Origin of the sequence: Plantactinospora sp. ZYX-F-223 (assembly GCF_039649625.1) — a bacterium.
In the GTDB taxonomy this organism is placed as follows: Bacteria; Actinomycetota; Actinomycetes; order Mycobacteriales; family Micromonosporaceae; genus Plantactinospora.
Genome location: NZ_JBDJAV010000041.1, coordinates 16,223 through 31,556 on the forward strand (window position 1 = coordinate 16,223; position 15,334 = coordinate 31,556).

11 protein-coding genes are annotated in these 15,334 nt (G+C 69.6%); 5 read left to right on the top strand and 6 right to left on the bottom strand.

Annotation, left to right across the window (positions count from 1 at the left end; all coding sequences use genetic code 11):
* Positions 1-5: 5 nt before the first annotated feature.
* The 6 genes from AAH979_RS32310 to AAH979_RS32335 form a co-directional block, all read right to left on the bottom strand.
* A complete protein-coding gene (locus AAH979_RS32310; RefSeq protein WP_346261926.1) occupies positions 6-2,231 on the bottom strand; it encodes a beta-galactosidase trimerization domain-containing protein in 2,226 nt (741 codons plus the stop codon).
* A gap of 170 nt (positions 2,232-2,401) precedes the next feature.
* Positions 2,402-3,043, bottom strand: a complete 642-nt coding sequence (locus tag AAH979_RS32315; RefSeq protein WP_346261927.1) for a hypothetical protein — start codon at positions 3,041-3,043, stop codon at positions 2,402-2,404.
* The gene (locus AAH979_RS32320) at positions 3,043-3,921 is read right to left on the bottom strand and encodes a carbohydrate ABC transporter permease (RefSeq protein WP_346261928.1); all 879 of its coding nucleotides are present in this window, start codon (positions 3,919-3,921) and stop codon (positions 3,043-3,045) included. The genes AAH979_RS32315 and AAH979_RS32320 overlap by 1 nt, the downstream gene beginning before the upstream one ends.
* Positions 3,918-4,871, bottom strand: coding sequence for a sugar ABC transporter permease (locus AAH979_RS32325; RefSeq protein WP_346261929.1), 954 nt, complete (start codon positions 4,869-4,871; stop codon positions 3,918-3,920). Before AAH979_RS32325 ends, AAH979_RS32320 begins: the two co-directional genes overlap by 4 nt.
* A gap of 25 nt (positions 4,872-4,896) precedes the next feature.
* Positions 4,897-6,216 (bottom strand): sugar ABC transporter substrate-binding protein, encoded by a 1,320-nt coding sequence (locus tag AAH979_RS32330; RefSeq protein WP_346261930.1) that lies wholly within the window; start codon positions 6,214-6,216, stop codon positions 4,897-4,899.
* Positions 6,217-6,319: 103 nt separating this feature from the next.
* Positions 6,320-7,345, bottom strand: a complete 1,026-nt coding sequence (locus AAH979_RS32335; RefSeq protein WP_346261931.1) for a LacI family DNA-binding transcriptional regulator — start codon at positions 7,343-7,345, stop codon at positions 6,320-6,322.
* Positions 7,346-7,600: 255 nt separating this feature from the next.
* On the opposite strand from AAH979_RS32335, the gene AAH979_RS32340 reads away from it, so the two are divergent.
* The 5 genes from AAH979_RS32340 to AAH979_RS32360 all read left to right on the top strand — a co-directional run bounded on the left by AAH979_RS32340 (position 7,601) and on the right by AAH979_RS32360 (position 15,235).
* Positions 7,601-10,675 carry a BTAD domain-containing putative transcriptional regulator gene (locus tag AAH979_RS32340; RefSeq protein WP_346261932.1) on the top strand — a complete coding sequence of 1,025 codons (3,075 nt, stop codon included), beginning with the start codon at positions 7,601-7,603 and terminating at the stop codon, positions 10,673-10,675.
* A gap of 221 nt (positions 10,676-10,896) precedes the next feature.
* Positions 10,897-11,580, top strand: coding sequence for a hypothetical protein (locus AAH979_RS32345; protein WP_346261933.1), 684 nt, complete (start codon positions 10,897-10,899; stop codon positions 11,578-11,580).
* A gap of 695 nt (positions 11,581-12,275) precedes the next feature.
* Positions 12,276-13,166, top strand: a complete 891-nt coding sequence (locus AAH979_RS32350) for a hypothetical protein (RefSeq protein WP_346261934.1) — start codon at positions 12,276-12,278, stop codon at positions 13,164-13,166.
* A 188-nt stretch (positions 13,167-13,354) separates the two neighbouring features.
* Positions 13,355-13,954, top strand: a complete 600-nt coding sequence (locus AAH979_RS32355; RefSeq protein WP_346261935.1) for a hypothetical protein — start codon at positions 13,355-13,357, stop codon at positions 13,952-13,954.
* A gap of 618 nt (positions 13,955-14,572) precedes the next feature.
* Positions 14,573-15,235, top strand: coding sequence for a tetratricopeptide repeat protein (locus AAH979_RS32360; protein WP_346261936.1), 663 nt, complete (start codon positions 14,573-14,575; stop codon positions 15,233-15,235).
* Positions 15,236-15,334 lie beyond the last annotated feature (99 nt).

Below are 15,334 nucleotides of genomic sequence, written 5' to 3' on the forward strand. Positions count from 1 at the left end.
GGTACCTAGCGACCCTCGCCGGTGACGACGACGGTCTCCCAGTCGTCCAGGTCGCGCAGTTCGACCTGTACCCGCCCCTGCCCGTCCCGGTGCAGCTCCAGCGGGACGGTGTGCCCGTCGACGACCCGGGCCGCGGCGGTGGTGTCCGCCGGCAGGGCGAGCCGCAGGGCGGCGACCGACGCGATGTCCTCGATCGCCGCGGGCTGCTGTGCCCCGTACACGTCCAGCCTGGTCACCGGATTGCCGGTGACCAGGTGGGCGACCAGGTGCATGCCGCGGCGGGCGAGCACCAACTCGGTCGCCCGGTGGGTGCCGAGCACCTCGACCGGCGGTGCGTCGCCGGCCGCCCGGCGGACCAGCGCGCCGAGCAGGTCGCGGTAGTCGCCGTGGCCCAGCCGCGCGTGGTTGTTGCCGAGGCGGGCGGCCGAGACGACGATCCGGCCGGCGCCGACGGCCCGTTCGACGATCACCGGCCGGTCGCTCGTCGGTCCCGGCGCCGGCTGGTTGTTGTGCCAGTAGGTGACCTTGTCCGTCTCCAGGACCGGATCGGTGCGCCGGGCCAGCACCCGTACGTCGGGGGCGAGCCGGGTCAGTTCGGCGATCCGGCCGTAGTGCGGCAGCGGCCGGTCGCCGAGTTCGGCGCGCAGTTCGTCGTCGGTGAACCGCAGGTACGGGTAGGTCGCCGGGCTCGGTGCGCCGAAGTCGACGCCGAGCAGGTCGGCGAGGGCGGAGCCGGGGCGGGGTCGGCCACGTGGGTCGCGTACCGCGACCGGTCCGGTGACGACCAGCCCGCCGCCGGCCCGGACGAAGCCGTCGATCGCGTCGATCTCCGGCTCGTCCAGGGCCAGGACGTCGGGCAGCACCAGTACCCGATAGCCGGCCAGTCGGGCGAGGCTGCCCGGGCGTTCGTCGACGAAGCCGACCGGCAGGTGCGACTCGACGAGCGCGCGGTAGCTGCCGGTGACCGCCGCGGCGAGGTCGCTCGGCGCGTCGCGCCGCTCGCCGGGCGGGAACTGGGCCGACTGTTCCCCGATGCTCGGGCTTTCCGGGCCGCCGAGCCGGCTCTCCAACTCCCGGGACCGCTGGCCGGCCCAGACCGCGGCGTACCGGACCGGCTCGGCGTCGTCGAGCCACGGCGACCGCTGCGCGATCCGGTCGAAGACCTCGGCGAGCCGGCGGTAGACCTCGGGTTCGATCGCCCCTGTCGCGTACGGCTGGTCGTCGACGGTCACGGCGGTGCCGTGGGCGGCCACCGTGAACGCCTCGAAGCGCAGCTGCGCCGGAGAGCGCAGGGTGAAGTCCCAGGTGTGCACGAACCGGCTGACCAGGACCTCCGCCGGCCGGTCGAGGACACCGGCCCGGATGTACTCGGCGGCGAAGCTCGGAAAGCCGAGGCCGTGCCAGTCGGTGTAGCCCTCGCTCGACCCGAGGTCGGCGGCGTCGAGGTGGGCCGTGCTCAGCCCGAGCACCGCGTCGACGAAGGTGGTGGCGTAGAAGTTGGGGACGAGCGCGGCGTGCGGCCGTTCCGCGCGCAGCACCGCACGCTGCTCGGCGAGGTAGTCGCGCAGGATCCGCTGCCAGAAGTGGACCAGGTCGGGCCAGGCTTCGTCGTCGCGGTCGGCCGGCAGGTCCCGGCCGTACTCCGCCTGGAAGGCGGCCTGGCAGCGGGGGCAGACGCAGGGACCGGCGGTGAGGATGTCGCTCCACAGACCGTCGACCGGGTAGCGGCGGGCGATCTCGCGGACCTGGTCGAGGGCCCGCTGCCGGTATCCGCTGAGCAGGCAGAGGGCTGGCCAGCGGCCGGTGCTGCCCCGGGAGGCGAGCGGCCGCAATGCCCAGTCGGGGTGCTCACCGGCCGCCGCGACGTCCCACATGTTCGAGAAGTAGGCGATGACCCGCAGGCCGTTGGCGTGCGCCGCGGCAAGCTGCTCCCCGAACAGGTCGCGGCCGGCGAGTGCGGCGTGCGGCCGACCGACCTCGGTCGGGTAGTAGGCGTTGCCGTACTGGCATTTGGCGAAGAGAACGACCGAGTCGGCGCCGGCGTCGGCGAGCACGGCGAGGTCGTGCTCGGGGCGTGCCTGGCTGAGCACCGGGAAGGCGGTGTCGGGGACGTTGCCGCGCTGGTGTGGGTCGGTCCAGTCGGGGGTGTGGGCGTCGTAGAAGACGCGTCGCCGGGAGGTACGCCACCAGGCCTGGTCGGGTCCGGTGATCGGGTCGAGTCGTGAGGTCACGTGCGGGGCGTCCTTCGGCGGTTCGTCGGGTGTGGTTGCGGGGGAGGGCGGGACCGGTCGCTGGCTGCGGATCGACCGGGGCGAGGGGTCGGCCGGTGGCCGTGGGGCTGCCGTTCTTGCCCTTCCCGTGAGGGATCTGTGGGTCGGGGCCAGGGAGCGGATCAGTGCGGTCACGGCTGTCCGGCCGAACGGTTGATCTCCTCGACGAGCCCGGCGACGACCGAGCTCGCCACGGTGGCGAGCAGCGGCAGGACGGCGATGGCCAGGATGCCCAGCGACGCCACGGCGGCGAAGCCGCCGAGCACGCCGAGGGCGACCAGGGTCAGCGCCCAACTCGGCCGGACCGCGGCGAGGATCGCCCCGCCACGCAGCGCGGCAAGGCCGGTCCGGCCACGTACGCCGCCGTAGGCGAGGGCGAGTGGGGCGACGACGAGCAGGACGGCCGCCCCGGCGGCGCCGGCGAGCCCGGCGACCCCGCCGACGGAGAGCCCGAGCCCGGCGAGTGTGCCGCCGCCGGCCAGCACCAGGGCGAGGACCGGATCGAGCCGAAGCGCCCGCATCCGGGTCGCGTCGCCGTCGGCCACCCCCGCCGCGAAGTGCGCGAGTCCGGTCAACCCGAGGGCGGCCGGCACGGTGGTGCCGGCGAGCAGCCAGCCCGGCGCCGCGGTGCCGGCCGCGACCGCGAGCGGGACCGCGGCCGCCAGGGTGAGTGTCCCGGCGACCAGCGCGACGGGCAGTTCCCGCCAGAGCGCGAGCAGGCCCCGCTTGGCCAGCCAGGGCAGGGTCGCGGCGGCGGTGTACGTGGCGGCCATCAGAGCTTCAACCCGCTCGACGCGATCGACTGCACGATGTAGCGCTGCGCCGCGACGAAGACGATCAGCACCGGGACGACCGCCATCGCGATGCCCGCCGCGATGGTGCCCAGCGACCCCGTCGAGAACCGGCCGGCGAGCAGCACCAGGCCGACCGGGAGGGTCTGCCGTTCGGTGTCGCTGATCATCACGAGCGGCAGCAGCAGATCGTTCCACCAGTACGTGAAGCAGAGGATGCCCAGCGTCGCCAGCGACGGCCCGCTCAGCGGCAGGATGATCTGGAAGAAGGTACGGAGGTGTCCGGCGCCGTCGATCCGGGCCGCCTCCTCCAGTTGCGGCGGCAGGGTGCGGAACTGCTGCCGGAGCAGGAAGATGCCGAACGCGCTGAAGATGCCCGGGAAGATGAGCGCCCACAGGGTGTTGGTCAGCTGGAGCTCCGACATCACCAGGAAGAGCGGGACGATGGTCACCTGGATCGGGATCATCAGCGACCCGATGACGACCGCGAACATGGCGTTCTTGCCGCGGAAGCTCAGCCGGGCGAAGGCGTACCCGGCGGTCGAGCAGGTGATCAGTTGTGCCACCGTGATCGTCGTCGCCACGATGACGGAGTTGAGGAAGAACCGGTGGTACGGCACCTGCTCGGTGACCTTGCCGAAGTTGCCGAGGGTGAGGTTCTCGGTGCTGAGGCTCGGCGGCAGCCGGTACAGCTCGGCGTCGGAGCCGGAGAACGCGCCGCGGAAGATCCAGAGGAACGGCGCGGTGATGGCCAGTGCCGCGATCGCCAGGACGAGGAACGTGAGGACGCGGGAGATGACCCGGGCGGGTACGGCCGTGGACCGTACCGGGGCCCGGCCGGTGGTGGTCGGTGTGCTCATTCGTAGAACGTCCATCTGCGGGAGAGCCGGAACTGGATGGCGGTGAGCAGGACAAGAACGAACGCGAACGTGATGCCGATCGCCGACGCGTAGCCCAGGTCGAAGTCGCCGAACGCGCGGTCGTAGAGGTACTGGACGACCGTCCGGCTGGAGTCCCCCGGACCGCCCTGGGTCAGCACCCGGGGCTCGGCGAAGATCTGGAATGAATTGATCATGTTGATCACGACGAGGAAGAAGACGATCGGCGAGAGCAGCGGGAAGGTGATCCGCCAGAACCGGGTCCAGACGTTCGCGCCGTCCACCACCGCCGCCTCGTGCAGTTCGTTCGGGATCGACTGCAGGCCGGCGATGTAGACCAGGATCGAGAATCCGATGGTCTTCCAGGAGTTGACGATGACGATCGCTATCGGCGCCCACCCGGACGAGCCGAGCCAGTCGATCCGGTCGACCTGGAGGAAGCCGAGCAGGTAGTTGACCAGCCCGAGGTCCTTGTTGAGCAGGAACCGCCAGATGAGCGCGACCGCCGAGGCCGAGACGACGAACGGGAACAGGAACGAGAGCCGGAAGAACCCGCGCAGCCACCGCGGCATCCGGGCGTCGAGCAGGACGGCGAGCAACAGTCCGAGCACGACGTTGAGCACGAGGATCGCGACCGCCATGAACGTCGTCGAGCCGTAGATCGCCAGCAGTCGCGTGTCGTGGGCGAGCCGGACGAAGTTGTCGAAGCCGACGAAGGTGCCGTCGCTGAGCAGGTTCCAGTCGTAGAAGCTCAGCACCAGCACGCCGATCGTCGGCGCCAGCACGAACAGCAGGAAGGTGACCAGCGACGGGGCGAGGAAGCCCAGGGCCGCCCGGGTGTCGTCACGGCGGCGCCGGCGCGGGGGCCGGGGCCCGGGGCCGGCGACCGAAGGGCCGCCCACCCCGGACCGGGGCTCGATGCTGGTGGTCATGATGCGCGTGAAATCGTCGGGTACGTCAGCACGTGACGATGCTTTCGAGTTCGCCCTGGAGGTTCTTCAGCCCTTCCGCGACGGGAACCTCACCGGCGAAGACGAGTTGCAGGTTCCGTAGGACGGTCGACTCGAACTCGCTGTACTTGGCGGGCGCGGGGTACGGCACCAGGGATTTGTATTTGTCGATGCTGTCGTAGTAGAGGTCAGAGTTCGCCGGAGGGACGCCGGTCTTGGCGATGGTCTGTGCGACCGAGCGGCGGGACGGGATCGAGTCGCCGGGCTTGTCGGGCGTGCCGACGTACGCCTTCTCGCTTTCGTCGCTGACGGTGAACTTCTGGAACTCCCAGGCGAGGTCCGGGTTCTTCGACGACTTGAGGATCGGGTAGCCGGCGCCGCCGAAGACCGTCTTGTAGGTGTCGCCCTTCGGGTAGAGCTGGATGTCGAAGGCCTTGAAGCCGGCCGGGACGAAGCTGGCGATCGGCCAGCGGCCGGCGCCGAACATCGCGACCTGCCCGTTCTGGAACCGGGTGAAGACGTCGCTCATCGGCATCGGGGCGGGCGCGATGCCCTCGGTGATCAGGCCCTGCAGGAAGGAGACGGCCTTGTTCACCTGGGGCGTGTCGACCGTGGCCCGGCAGACGTCGTCGCTGGTCAGGTTGCCGCCGGAGTTCGCCACCCACGGCATGATGCCCGGGAAGATCTCATTGCTGGCCCAGGTGAAGCCGTACTGGTCGGTCTTGCCGTCGCCGTTGGTGTCCTTGCTGAGCGCCTTGGCGGTGGCCTTGAAGTCGTCCCAGGTCCAGTCGGCCGCGGGAGGTTCGAGGCCGGCCTGCTTGAAGACGTCGGTGTTGTAGTAGACCACCATGTCGTTCCAGCCATAGCTCAGCGTGACGATGTCGCCGTCGACGGTGAAGCCCTTGATGAGGCCGGGTGCGATGTCGTCGACCAGCGCCTTCGCCTCGGGATCGGAGTCCAGGTACGAGTTGATCGGTAGGACGAGCTTGTTGGCGTGTACGAACTGGGCGCCCTCGCCCGAGATGGTCATCAGGTCCGGGCGGTTGCCCGAGGCGATCAGCGTGGCGAGGTTCGCGTAGTAGGAGCCCCAGTTCTCCCCGGCCACCGGGGTGAGAGTGATCTTCACGCCCGGGTGCTTGGCGACGAACCCGTCCGCCGCCGCCTTGTTGTTGGCCTCGGCGACCGGGCCGTAGTTCCAGTAAGCGATCTCGAGCGACTGGTTGTCGCCCGACGACGAGTCCGAGTCGCTGGAACAGCCCACCAGGGCCGTCCCGATCAGTGCCATCGTCGCGCCGAGCAGCGCGATCTTGCGGAACGGAATGTTCATGGAGCGGCGTACCTCTCCGTCGGCAGTGGTGGAGAAGAGTGAAGCGCATGAAATCGGTTTCGTCAAGAGGTCAGACTGGTGCCCAGAACATGGGGCTGATCAGTCAGTTCTGTCGTGGTACCGATTGCATAGAGGCGTCGAGCGAGGGGGTGGCGGGGGGCGCCACGACCTCCAACTCGCCGCGCAGCACGACCGTGCGAGGCGGCTGCGTGCTACCGCCGATGCGCTCCAGCAGCATGCTTGCGGCCGTCCGGCCGAGGTGCCGGGCCGGGAGGCGGACCTGGGCCACCGCGGCCGGGATGAACGGTGCGAAGGGCAGGTCACCGACGACGGCCACGCCGAACTCGTGCGTCGAGATGCCGGCATCACCCAGCACCTGGAGCGCTCCCACGGCCATCAGGTTGTTCGTGGTCACCACGGCGTCCGGCCGGGGCTGCACGCCGAGCAGGGCCCGCATCGCGGCCCGGCCGCCGTCAACCCGGAAGTTCGCGTGCTGTAGATAGCCGTCCGGGACCTGCGGCGAGCGCGCGGCGACCACCTCCCGCCAGCCGAGCGAGCGCTCCTCGGTCGCCTCGATCCCGGCCGGTCCGGCGATACAGGCGACCCGTTGATAACCGATGTCGAAGAGGGCGGTGGTGGCCGCGATACCGGCGGCCCGGTTGTCGATCTTGACCCCGTCCACCGGGTACGGCGTCGTGCGGTCCACCGCGACCACCGGCCGCCCCAGCGACGCGATCGCACCGAGATCGACCTCGTCCGAGGCCGGCGCCAGGATGACTCCGGCCATGTGCTCGGAGGCCACGATCTGCAGATAGCGCAGTTCCTTCGCCGGATCGTCGTCCGTGTTGCAGAGCACGACCGAGAAGCCGGCCTCCTGGGCCCGATCCTCGACCCCGCGCGCCAACGCCGTGAAGAACGGGTTCTCGATGTCGGGGATGAGCAGCGCCACAATCTCCGAACTTTGTTTACGCAGCCGCCGGGCCGTCTTGTTCGGCGTGAAGCTGAGCTTCGTCGCCGCGGCGCGTACCCGCCGGGTCTTCTCCTCCGAGACCGGGAGCCCGTTGAATACGCGGGAGACCGTCGCCGGAGACACCCCGGCGAGCGCAGCGACCTCGTAGATGGTGGCCATAGACCGCCACTCTAGGACCTGTCCTGCGGATCATGGCGGCTCGTCCCTTCACCCGCTCTTCGCCGCGACGTCGCGGTCATCGATGGATTCGTTCGTACGCCGTGGCCAGGGCTGACGTCCGGCTGGCGAGGCGGGCGCAGGCCCGGCGGCCGCCGTGGGACGTCAGCTATCGGGATCCGTCCGCGTGCCTACGCATCGGCCTGCGGCGATGAATTGCCCGACGGTACCGCCGAACAGGTGGTGAGGCAGATCGAGATGGCCATCGCGACCGGCATAGCCTCGGTCGGGCCGGTGACGATCCGCCGGCCGTTACAGTTACCGCCGAGGGTGGAAGGGGCGGCTGTGGACTTCGGGGTACTGGGCCCGCTGGCGGTGTGGCGGGCGGGTGTACCGCTGGATCTGGGCACGCCGAAAGCGCAGGTGCTCCTGGCGGTGTTGCTGTGCCGGTCGGGCCGGCCGGTCGCGGGCGACGCCCTCGCAGAAGCGATCTGGGGCGAGGAGCAGCCGAAGAGCGCCGCCAAGAACGTGCAGACGTACGTCCACCGGCTCCGGCAGTGCCTAGGGGATCCGGGGCGGATCACCTGGGAGGGCTCCGGCTATCTGTTGCGTGCCGGGCGGCACGAGCTGGACGCGGCGCGTTTCGAGGATCTGGCGGTCATGGCCCGTACAGCGCTGGTGGCCGGGGAGCTTGAGCAGTCGCGCCGCCTCTTCGATGAGGCGCTGCGTTTCTGGCGGGGCCCCGCGTTCGCCGGGATCGCCGACGTCTCCGCGCTGGTCGCGGAGGCTGCCCGCCTGGACGAACTGCGGCTCTGCGTACTTGAGGAGCGGATCGAGGTCGACCTTCGGCTCGCCCGGCACGGCGAACTTCTCGGCGAGCTGACCGCGCTGACGAAGGAACACCCGTTCCGCGAGCGGATGTGGGCCCAGCTCATGCTCGCGCTGTATCGCTGTGGCAGGCGGGCGGACGCGCTGGGCGCCTATCACCAGGCCCGTGGCGTCCTGGTCGAGGAGACCGGGCTGGACCCTGGGCAGCAGTTGCGGAACCTGCACCAGGCCATCCTCGGCGAGGACCCCGCACTCGATCCGGCGGCCGCGACCGGCCTGCGGGTGTATCAGGAAGCCAACGGCGCCGAAGCTGCCAGGCCCCGGATGCTGCCGCCGGCGCTTGGCGACTTCACCGGGCAGCGGGTTGAGCTGGCGGAGATCGGTGCGGTGCTCCGCGAAGATCGCGCCTGCGATGAGCCGGCCGCGGTGGTGACGATTTCGGGCCCGGGTGGGACCGGCAAGACCGCGCTCGCGGTGCAGGCCGCGCATCGCCTCAGGGCCGTTTACGTCGACGGGCAGCTATTCGCGGCGCTCGCCGGCACGCGTGCCGAGCCGGTCGACCCGGCCATCGTGCTCGGCCGCTTCCTGCGTGCGCTGGGTGTTCCCGCTACCGCGGTGCCGGATGCTCTGGAGGAGCGTGCGGAGCGCTACCGGAGTCTGCTCGCGGAACGCCGGATCCTGGTGGTGCTCGACGACGCGCTCGACGAGGCGCAGTTGGCGCCCTTGATACCGGCGAGCGGGATGTGTGGGGTGATCGTCACCGGCCGGGTACGGTTGGGCGGCCTCGGTGGCGCGCGCCGGATCACGCTCGGCGAGATGTCCGAGACCGACAGCCTGGCCCTGCTGCGCAGCACGGACGACCGACTGGCCTCGGCGGGTCAACCGGAGCTGTCCGCCCTGGTACGGCTCTGCGCACGGCTGCCGCTCGCCCTGCGGATCGTCGGCTCGCTACTGGCGTCGCGACCGCATTGGCGCCCCCCGGACCTCGTGTCGCGGTTGGCCGACGAACAGCATCGGCTGGACGCACTCCGCTACCGCGATCTTGAAGTACGGGCCAGCTTCGGGCTGAGCTACGAAGGGCTCCGGCCCGAGGCGCGACGGCTGTTCCGGCTCCTCGGGCTCCTGGAGGCACCCGACTTCCCACTCTGGGCGGCGGCGGCCGTACTCGACACCGAACTGCGCGCCGCCCAGGACCTCCTCGACGAACTGGTCGACGTCCACCTGCTCGACGTCACCGGCACACCGAATGGCCAGGCGCGGTACGGCTTCCACGACCTGATCCGCGCGTACGCCAGGGAACGCGCGGAGGAAGAGGAGCCGACGGCGGCCCGGCACGCGGCCGTCGTTCGCGCCCTCAGCGCCCTCCTCGCCCTCACGGACATCGCCGACCGCGACCACATGGGCCAGAACATGTTCCAGCGGGACGCTCCGCGCTGGCGGCCAGAGCGGGTGGCGGCTAGCTTGCCGCGTTCCGCTCCGCCGATGTCGTCGCTGGACTCGGAGCGGGTCGCACTGGTAGCCGGCGTGCGGCAGGCTGCGGCGCTCGGCAGGGACGAGCTCTGCTGGGAGCTTGCCGTGGGCGCGCACGCGCTGTTCGAGACGGAGCGGTACTTCGACGACTGGCAGGAGTGCTACGAAACGGCGATGGCCCTGGCCAAGGCTGCGGGAAACCTGCGAGGCCAGGCCAGGCTACTGATCTCGATGGCCGGCCTGCGTTACACCCGGCGCCGGTACGGACCGGCAGAGGAGAGCAATACCGAGGCCATGCGCCTGTTCGAGCGGATCGGCGACCAGCGGGGCTACCTGGAGGCACTGAGCAACGCCCCGTTCTTCCTCGTGCCCAATGGACGTCTGACGGAGGCGATCGCGGCAGGCGGCGAGGCGTACGAACGGCTCAACGCCAGCGGGCAGGCAGCGGCGGCACTGCACGCGTACTCGCAGGTCGGCCTCGCCCACCTGCAGGCGGGGAGGCCTGACGTCGCGGTGGAGGTCCTCGCGAAGATCCTCGCCGGGGCGAGGGAACACGGTATCCGGAACTTGATCGCGCGGGACACGTACTGGCTCGGCCAGGCGCAGCTCGCACTCGGCCACCATGCCGAGGCGGAGGAAGCCTTCACCGAGCTGTCCGCCTGTGCCGGCGACATCGGGCCCTCCGGCGGGTTTTATGTGGCCCATGCCTGGGGCTGCCTCCACCTGGCCCGAGGGGAGTATGCCGATGCCCGCCAGCGACTCCTCGAAGGCGTGGAGGTCGCGCGAGCGCTCCATGACCCCATGTTCGAGACCCGTGTTCTCGTCGACCTGCTCGAAACCAGCCTGCACGGCAATGACCTTCCAGCCGCGATCAGCCAGGGAGAACACGCCGTCGAGGTGGCCCGCAGCATCAACTACCCGTACCTGCTCGCCGGTGTGCTGGACAAACTCGCCCGGCTGCACGCCGCCGCAGGCGACGCCGCCGCCGATCGTCTGGCCCGCGAGGCGGCCACCGTGGGCGCCAAGATCCGCTGATCCGTGCGGTTGAACGTCCGTATTAACCTTATATTCTCGGCGTATGCCAGTTATATACCGGCATACGTCACTCTGGGACCAGAGCGGCTTGCAGCACGGTTTGTTGCTGCCGCCCGTCGGGTTGGACCTCCACGTCGGCTTGCTCGGCGACGCGCCTGGGGCCAATTCGCCACTGAGGTGTCTGGCTGTGTTGCCGGTCATTTCTCGAGCCAATCGAACGTTTGCGGCTGTCGTATCGGACAGCTCTGGTTACCAGTGAGGTAAAAGTGCACAAGGGACGTACCGTGATCGCGGCTGTTCTGGCCACCATCGGGCTCGGGCTCTCGGCCTGTGGCAGCGACGGGGAGGGGTCAGCGGCGCAGGACCCGCCGCCGTCGGCCCCAGTCCCGTCCGGGCCGAGCAGCGCGAGCCCGACCGCCGGCAGTGGTGACGACAGTGCCGTTCCAGTCGAGGGTGACGTCACCGCGCCGGGCACAAAACTCAAGATCGGCGGCAGGGCTGTCCTGCCGTTCGAGTACACGAGCAAGAAGAAGGGCACCATCGCCGTGACCGTCACGGCGATCGAGAAGGGCGCCAAGGCCGACATGGCCGCCTTCGGCGAGAAGGCAAAGGGTATGACGCCCTACTTCATCAAGATGAAGGTGGAGAACGTCGGCGGCACCGACCTGTCGTACGCGTCGCTGAAGCTGGACGGTGTGCTGGACGGTGGCGCCGGCACTGGCGTCGTGCTGATCGGTTCGATCCCGGGCAAGTGCGACCGGGAGAGCGCGCCCAAGGAGTTCACCACCAAGGGTGCCTCGTACGAGACCTGCTCGCTCAGCGCCACGACCGGCACGCCCGTCACGGGGGCGAAGTTCGACGAAGGCGACGAGTACCGCGACGGCCCGGTCGTCTGGACCAACTGAAGCGGCACAGGGCAGTCGTCGGGCTTGGGACGGCACCGGCGCGGCGCTGCTCGACCGGCCGGACAGCGGCCGGCGCGGTGTCGCGTGAACCCGCACCCCGCCGCATCCGAGACGCGGTCCCGGTCATAACGGGCCAACCGGTGCGGTGATCATGATGCGCGAGCACGAGCAGCCGGAGCTGTGGGCGCTGGTCCGCAGGCTCGCCGAGGTCGCGGACACCGCGCCACAGACGACATCCACCTGATCGCGGACGCGAACGCCGCCGCCATGGAGGAAACCCGACTACTCGGGCTGATCTCCATGCGGCGGCACCTGTTCATCGGCGTCCCGCTGGTCGCCGAGATGAGCTCCGGCAGTGCCGCTGCTCGACGCGGCGCTGCTGGACGGGCTGGCGCCGGAAGCGCGCACCAAGCGGCGCGTGGACTGGCCGACGCTGGTCCGCATGGGCGGCATCGCCTCGCCGACCGAGAACACCGACCAGATGCTGGCCACGGCGGCCCGGCCGTGCCGCTGTTCGCCCAGTTGGGCACCGACGCGTCCGGTAGGCCGTGGGAAGACTACGGCGACAACGCGATCGACGTCTTTGACAGCTTCCGAAGGCGTGCCTGCGCAGCCGCACGCACCGCCTGACTCCTACCACCGTGACCGTCGAGGTTCCAGCAGCCACGGCGATCCAGTCACGAGAAAGGACCGCCATGGGCAGGCTCCACCCCACGAACATGATCGGGTACAAGGTCCTCGGCAAGGGCGGCAAACTCGGGGGCGGTACGGGGCGGCCCAACGCCGTCTGGTGGATCGTCTTCGTGCTGTGCGTGCTCTTCTTCGTGGCGACGCTGCTCCCCGGGGGACTCACGTTGGTGTCCTGGCACACCGAGCAGGAACAGGTCGACGTTTCGGACGGGTTGCTCGGCGTGATCAACAATCCGTTCGTGTTCGCCTGGGTCGGGATGCTCCTGATGTGCGCGATGTGGATGCTGGAGTACACCCGGCGGGGATCGATCGGGGCGTCGAAACAACAGCGGGGCAAGAGGGCTCCCGCGGGGAGTTTCCAGTCGGAGATCCGTCTCCTGTCCACGCCGTTGCACCTGGCGTGGTTCATCGGGCTCTCGGCGCTGACCGTCGCGCTGCTCGGCCTTCCCTGGACCCTGGACTGGGACTTCGAGATCTTCTTCGTCTGGTTCCTGTGGGGCGCGATCACCGCGCCGGTGAACGGCGCCGTTCTCGGCTCGCTGGTCAAGAAGACCTCCTACGCCCGCTGGTACCGGCGGCAGGCGGCCAAGAACCCGAACGGTCGTGTCGGGCCCAAGGCGCAGCCGTTTTGGCGCTCGTTCTCCTACCGCTGGCGGCTCGACCTGTGGATCTGCGGGGCCGCGATGCTGATGATCGTGGCGGGCGCGCTCATCTGGTGGATCCTGGCGTACCTCCCGGCCGACGACTTCGGCGATGCCGACGACATCCAGGAGGCCACCGTCACCACGATCGTGCTGCTGTCGATCGGCGTACCGGCGATGGCGTTCGGCCTCTGGACATGCACACAGTTCTGGCGCAGCGGCGAGGACATCAGGACGGGCGAGTCGGCTACCTGACCGGCGTCGGCCATGCCGGCGATCCGGCCGACCGTGTCCGGTGGTACTTGTTGATCACCACCGGGAGTCGTCGGCGGCGCCGTACGGGTGTGTCGATGATGATGACCGGCACTCCTCCACGACCTCGCGGATCCAGTCCCCGGCCAGCGGGTCGCCCACGAACCTTGGATAGCTGGATACTTGCGGACATGGTGGTCGTCGATGTCGTCCTGGAAACCTGCGACGTGCTGGAGTTCACCGCTTGGCCGATCGCCGAGCCCTCCAGCGACCGCCTTCTGGTGCTCTCTGGCCAGATGTCGTCGGCCGAAGTCGGAACGGCGATAGCAGTCATCTTCAGCTACAACCGAATCTCGGTCGACTCTATCCGCGACCTGACGGCGGATCTCTTGAACGAGCACCTGGCCGAGGCCGAGGCCCTGATCGCTCCGGGCGGGCTGTGTTTCCGCGACACCGCCACCAACGTCCAGGTCGTACCCGGTTGCTGTTTCGGCCTGGAGAACTGGCGCGACTGGTGGGACGTGGTCCGTGGACAAGACCTCTGGCTCGGGCACGACCCGACGCCCCAGCTCGAACACCATGATCAGGTCATCTGGCTCCGGCAGAGCGACCAGGACAGTTCCCCGCCCATCAAGATCTCCCGCAATGAACTGCCGAGCCTGCTCATCTCAGCCCAACAGCAGCTCAGCACCTTCCTCGCGCTCGTACAGCAGTGGACCACCAACACCGCGCCCAGCCTGACCGACAGGCTCGTTGCGGCCCTCGATGAACACCTGAGAATCAACCAGTAACCCGCATCTTGCCCCTGGCATGACGGATCGGAGCCGTATCCGTCCCGAAACAGTTGCTGGTGGTGACCTGTTGTGCCTGAGTCCGTTTTTGGATCCTTGCAGCGGCTCGGGGTGGTAGGAGCGGGTGGCGGCCGTGCAGGCGGACACCGCGCTGCCTCCGGTGCGGCGAAACGTCTCCGGCCTGCGCGGCCACTGCCAACCCGAGCGGGTGTCCACGTCGGACAGCAGCCTCAGCAGGAAGGCGCGCGCCTGCCGGCGCGGCTCTGCCCGCCCGGACCGGCCCGCGATCCGGGCGAACGCCGAGTCGCACTCGGCCAACCAGCCCCCGGCGTCGACGCTGTCCCCGGCGGCCGGCAACGATCTTCGTTTGTCCTCACCAGCAACGCATGATCACGTGGCGGCCGTCCGCGTCCCGGCAACCACGTCGACGAGCCCACGCATCATCGGTCGTCTACATTGAACCCTCTTCAACCTGGACCGCGCGGCGCTTACGCACCGCGTCCGGCCTTGCGGTCCGTCGGACCGCAAGGGGAGGTTGAAAGAGGTTCATTACGATCCCGGCCTCAGTACTAGACTGCCGATCTGGCACGCAGCGGCGATGCCAGGACGGGGGCGGCGATGAGCGCCGAAGATCGGATCGAACGGGCCAAGACGCTCTATGAACAGGCGGTGTTCAGCGGCGACGCCAGCGTGCTGACCGACGCCGAACGGGCCCTGGACGCGGTGGAGGCCGATGCCGCGCTGGCCCGTGGGCGAATCCTGCATGCGCGGTTTCTCAACGAGCGCGCCAGCGCTGGCGCGTCTCCCGTCGAGGACTCGGCCGAACTCCCGTTGTTTCAGCGCGCGATCGAGTCGTACCAGGCGCTGGGCGACGTGCGCGGCGAGGCGGAGGCGTTGTTTTGGATCGGCTGCCTGCACCAGGTCATCCGGCGCGACAACGAGACCGCGGTTCCGAAACTGGAGCGGTCCTGCCAGTTGGCGGCGCAGGTCGGTGACAAGCCAACCCAGTCCGAGGCGTTGCGGCACCTGGGCATCGCGGCACACATGGCCGGTCGGCTGGATGAAGCGCGCGATCGGCTGGAGGAGTCGTCCCGGCTGCGCCGAGAGGTCGGGGCCCTGCCAGGCGTGGCCGCCAACATGGTCGGGCTGGCCTACATCGCGGCCGCCCAGGACCGCCGCGCGGACGCGCTCGCCACACTCGACGAGGCGCACGCCATCGCTCAGCCGCACGGTGCCCATGCCATCGTGCGGCAGATCGAGCAGGCGAGATCGGAGATCTAGGCGCGCGATCACGCCAGGCGCGCAAGCTGCCAATGCCACGACCTGGACGACCACCTCTCCCGCTGGTTCGGTGAGCCCGCCACCTGATCTCGCCAGAGC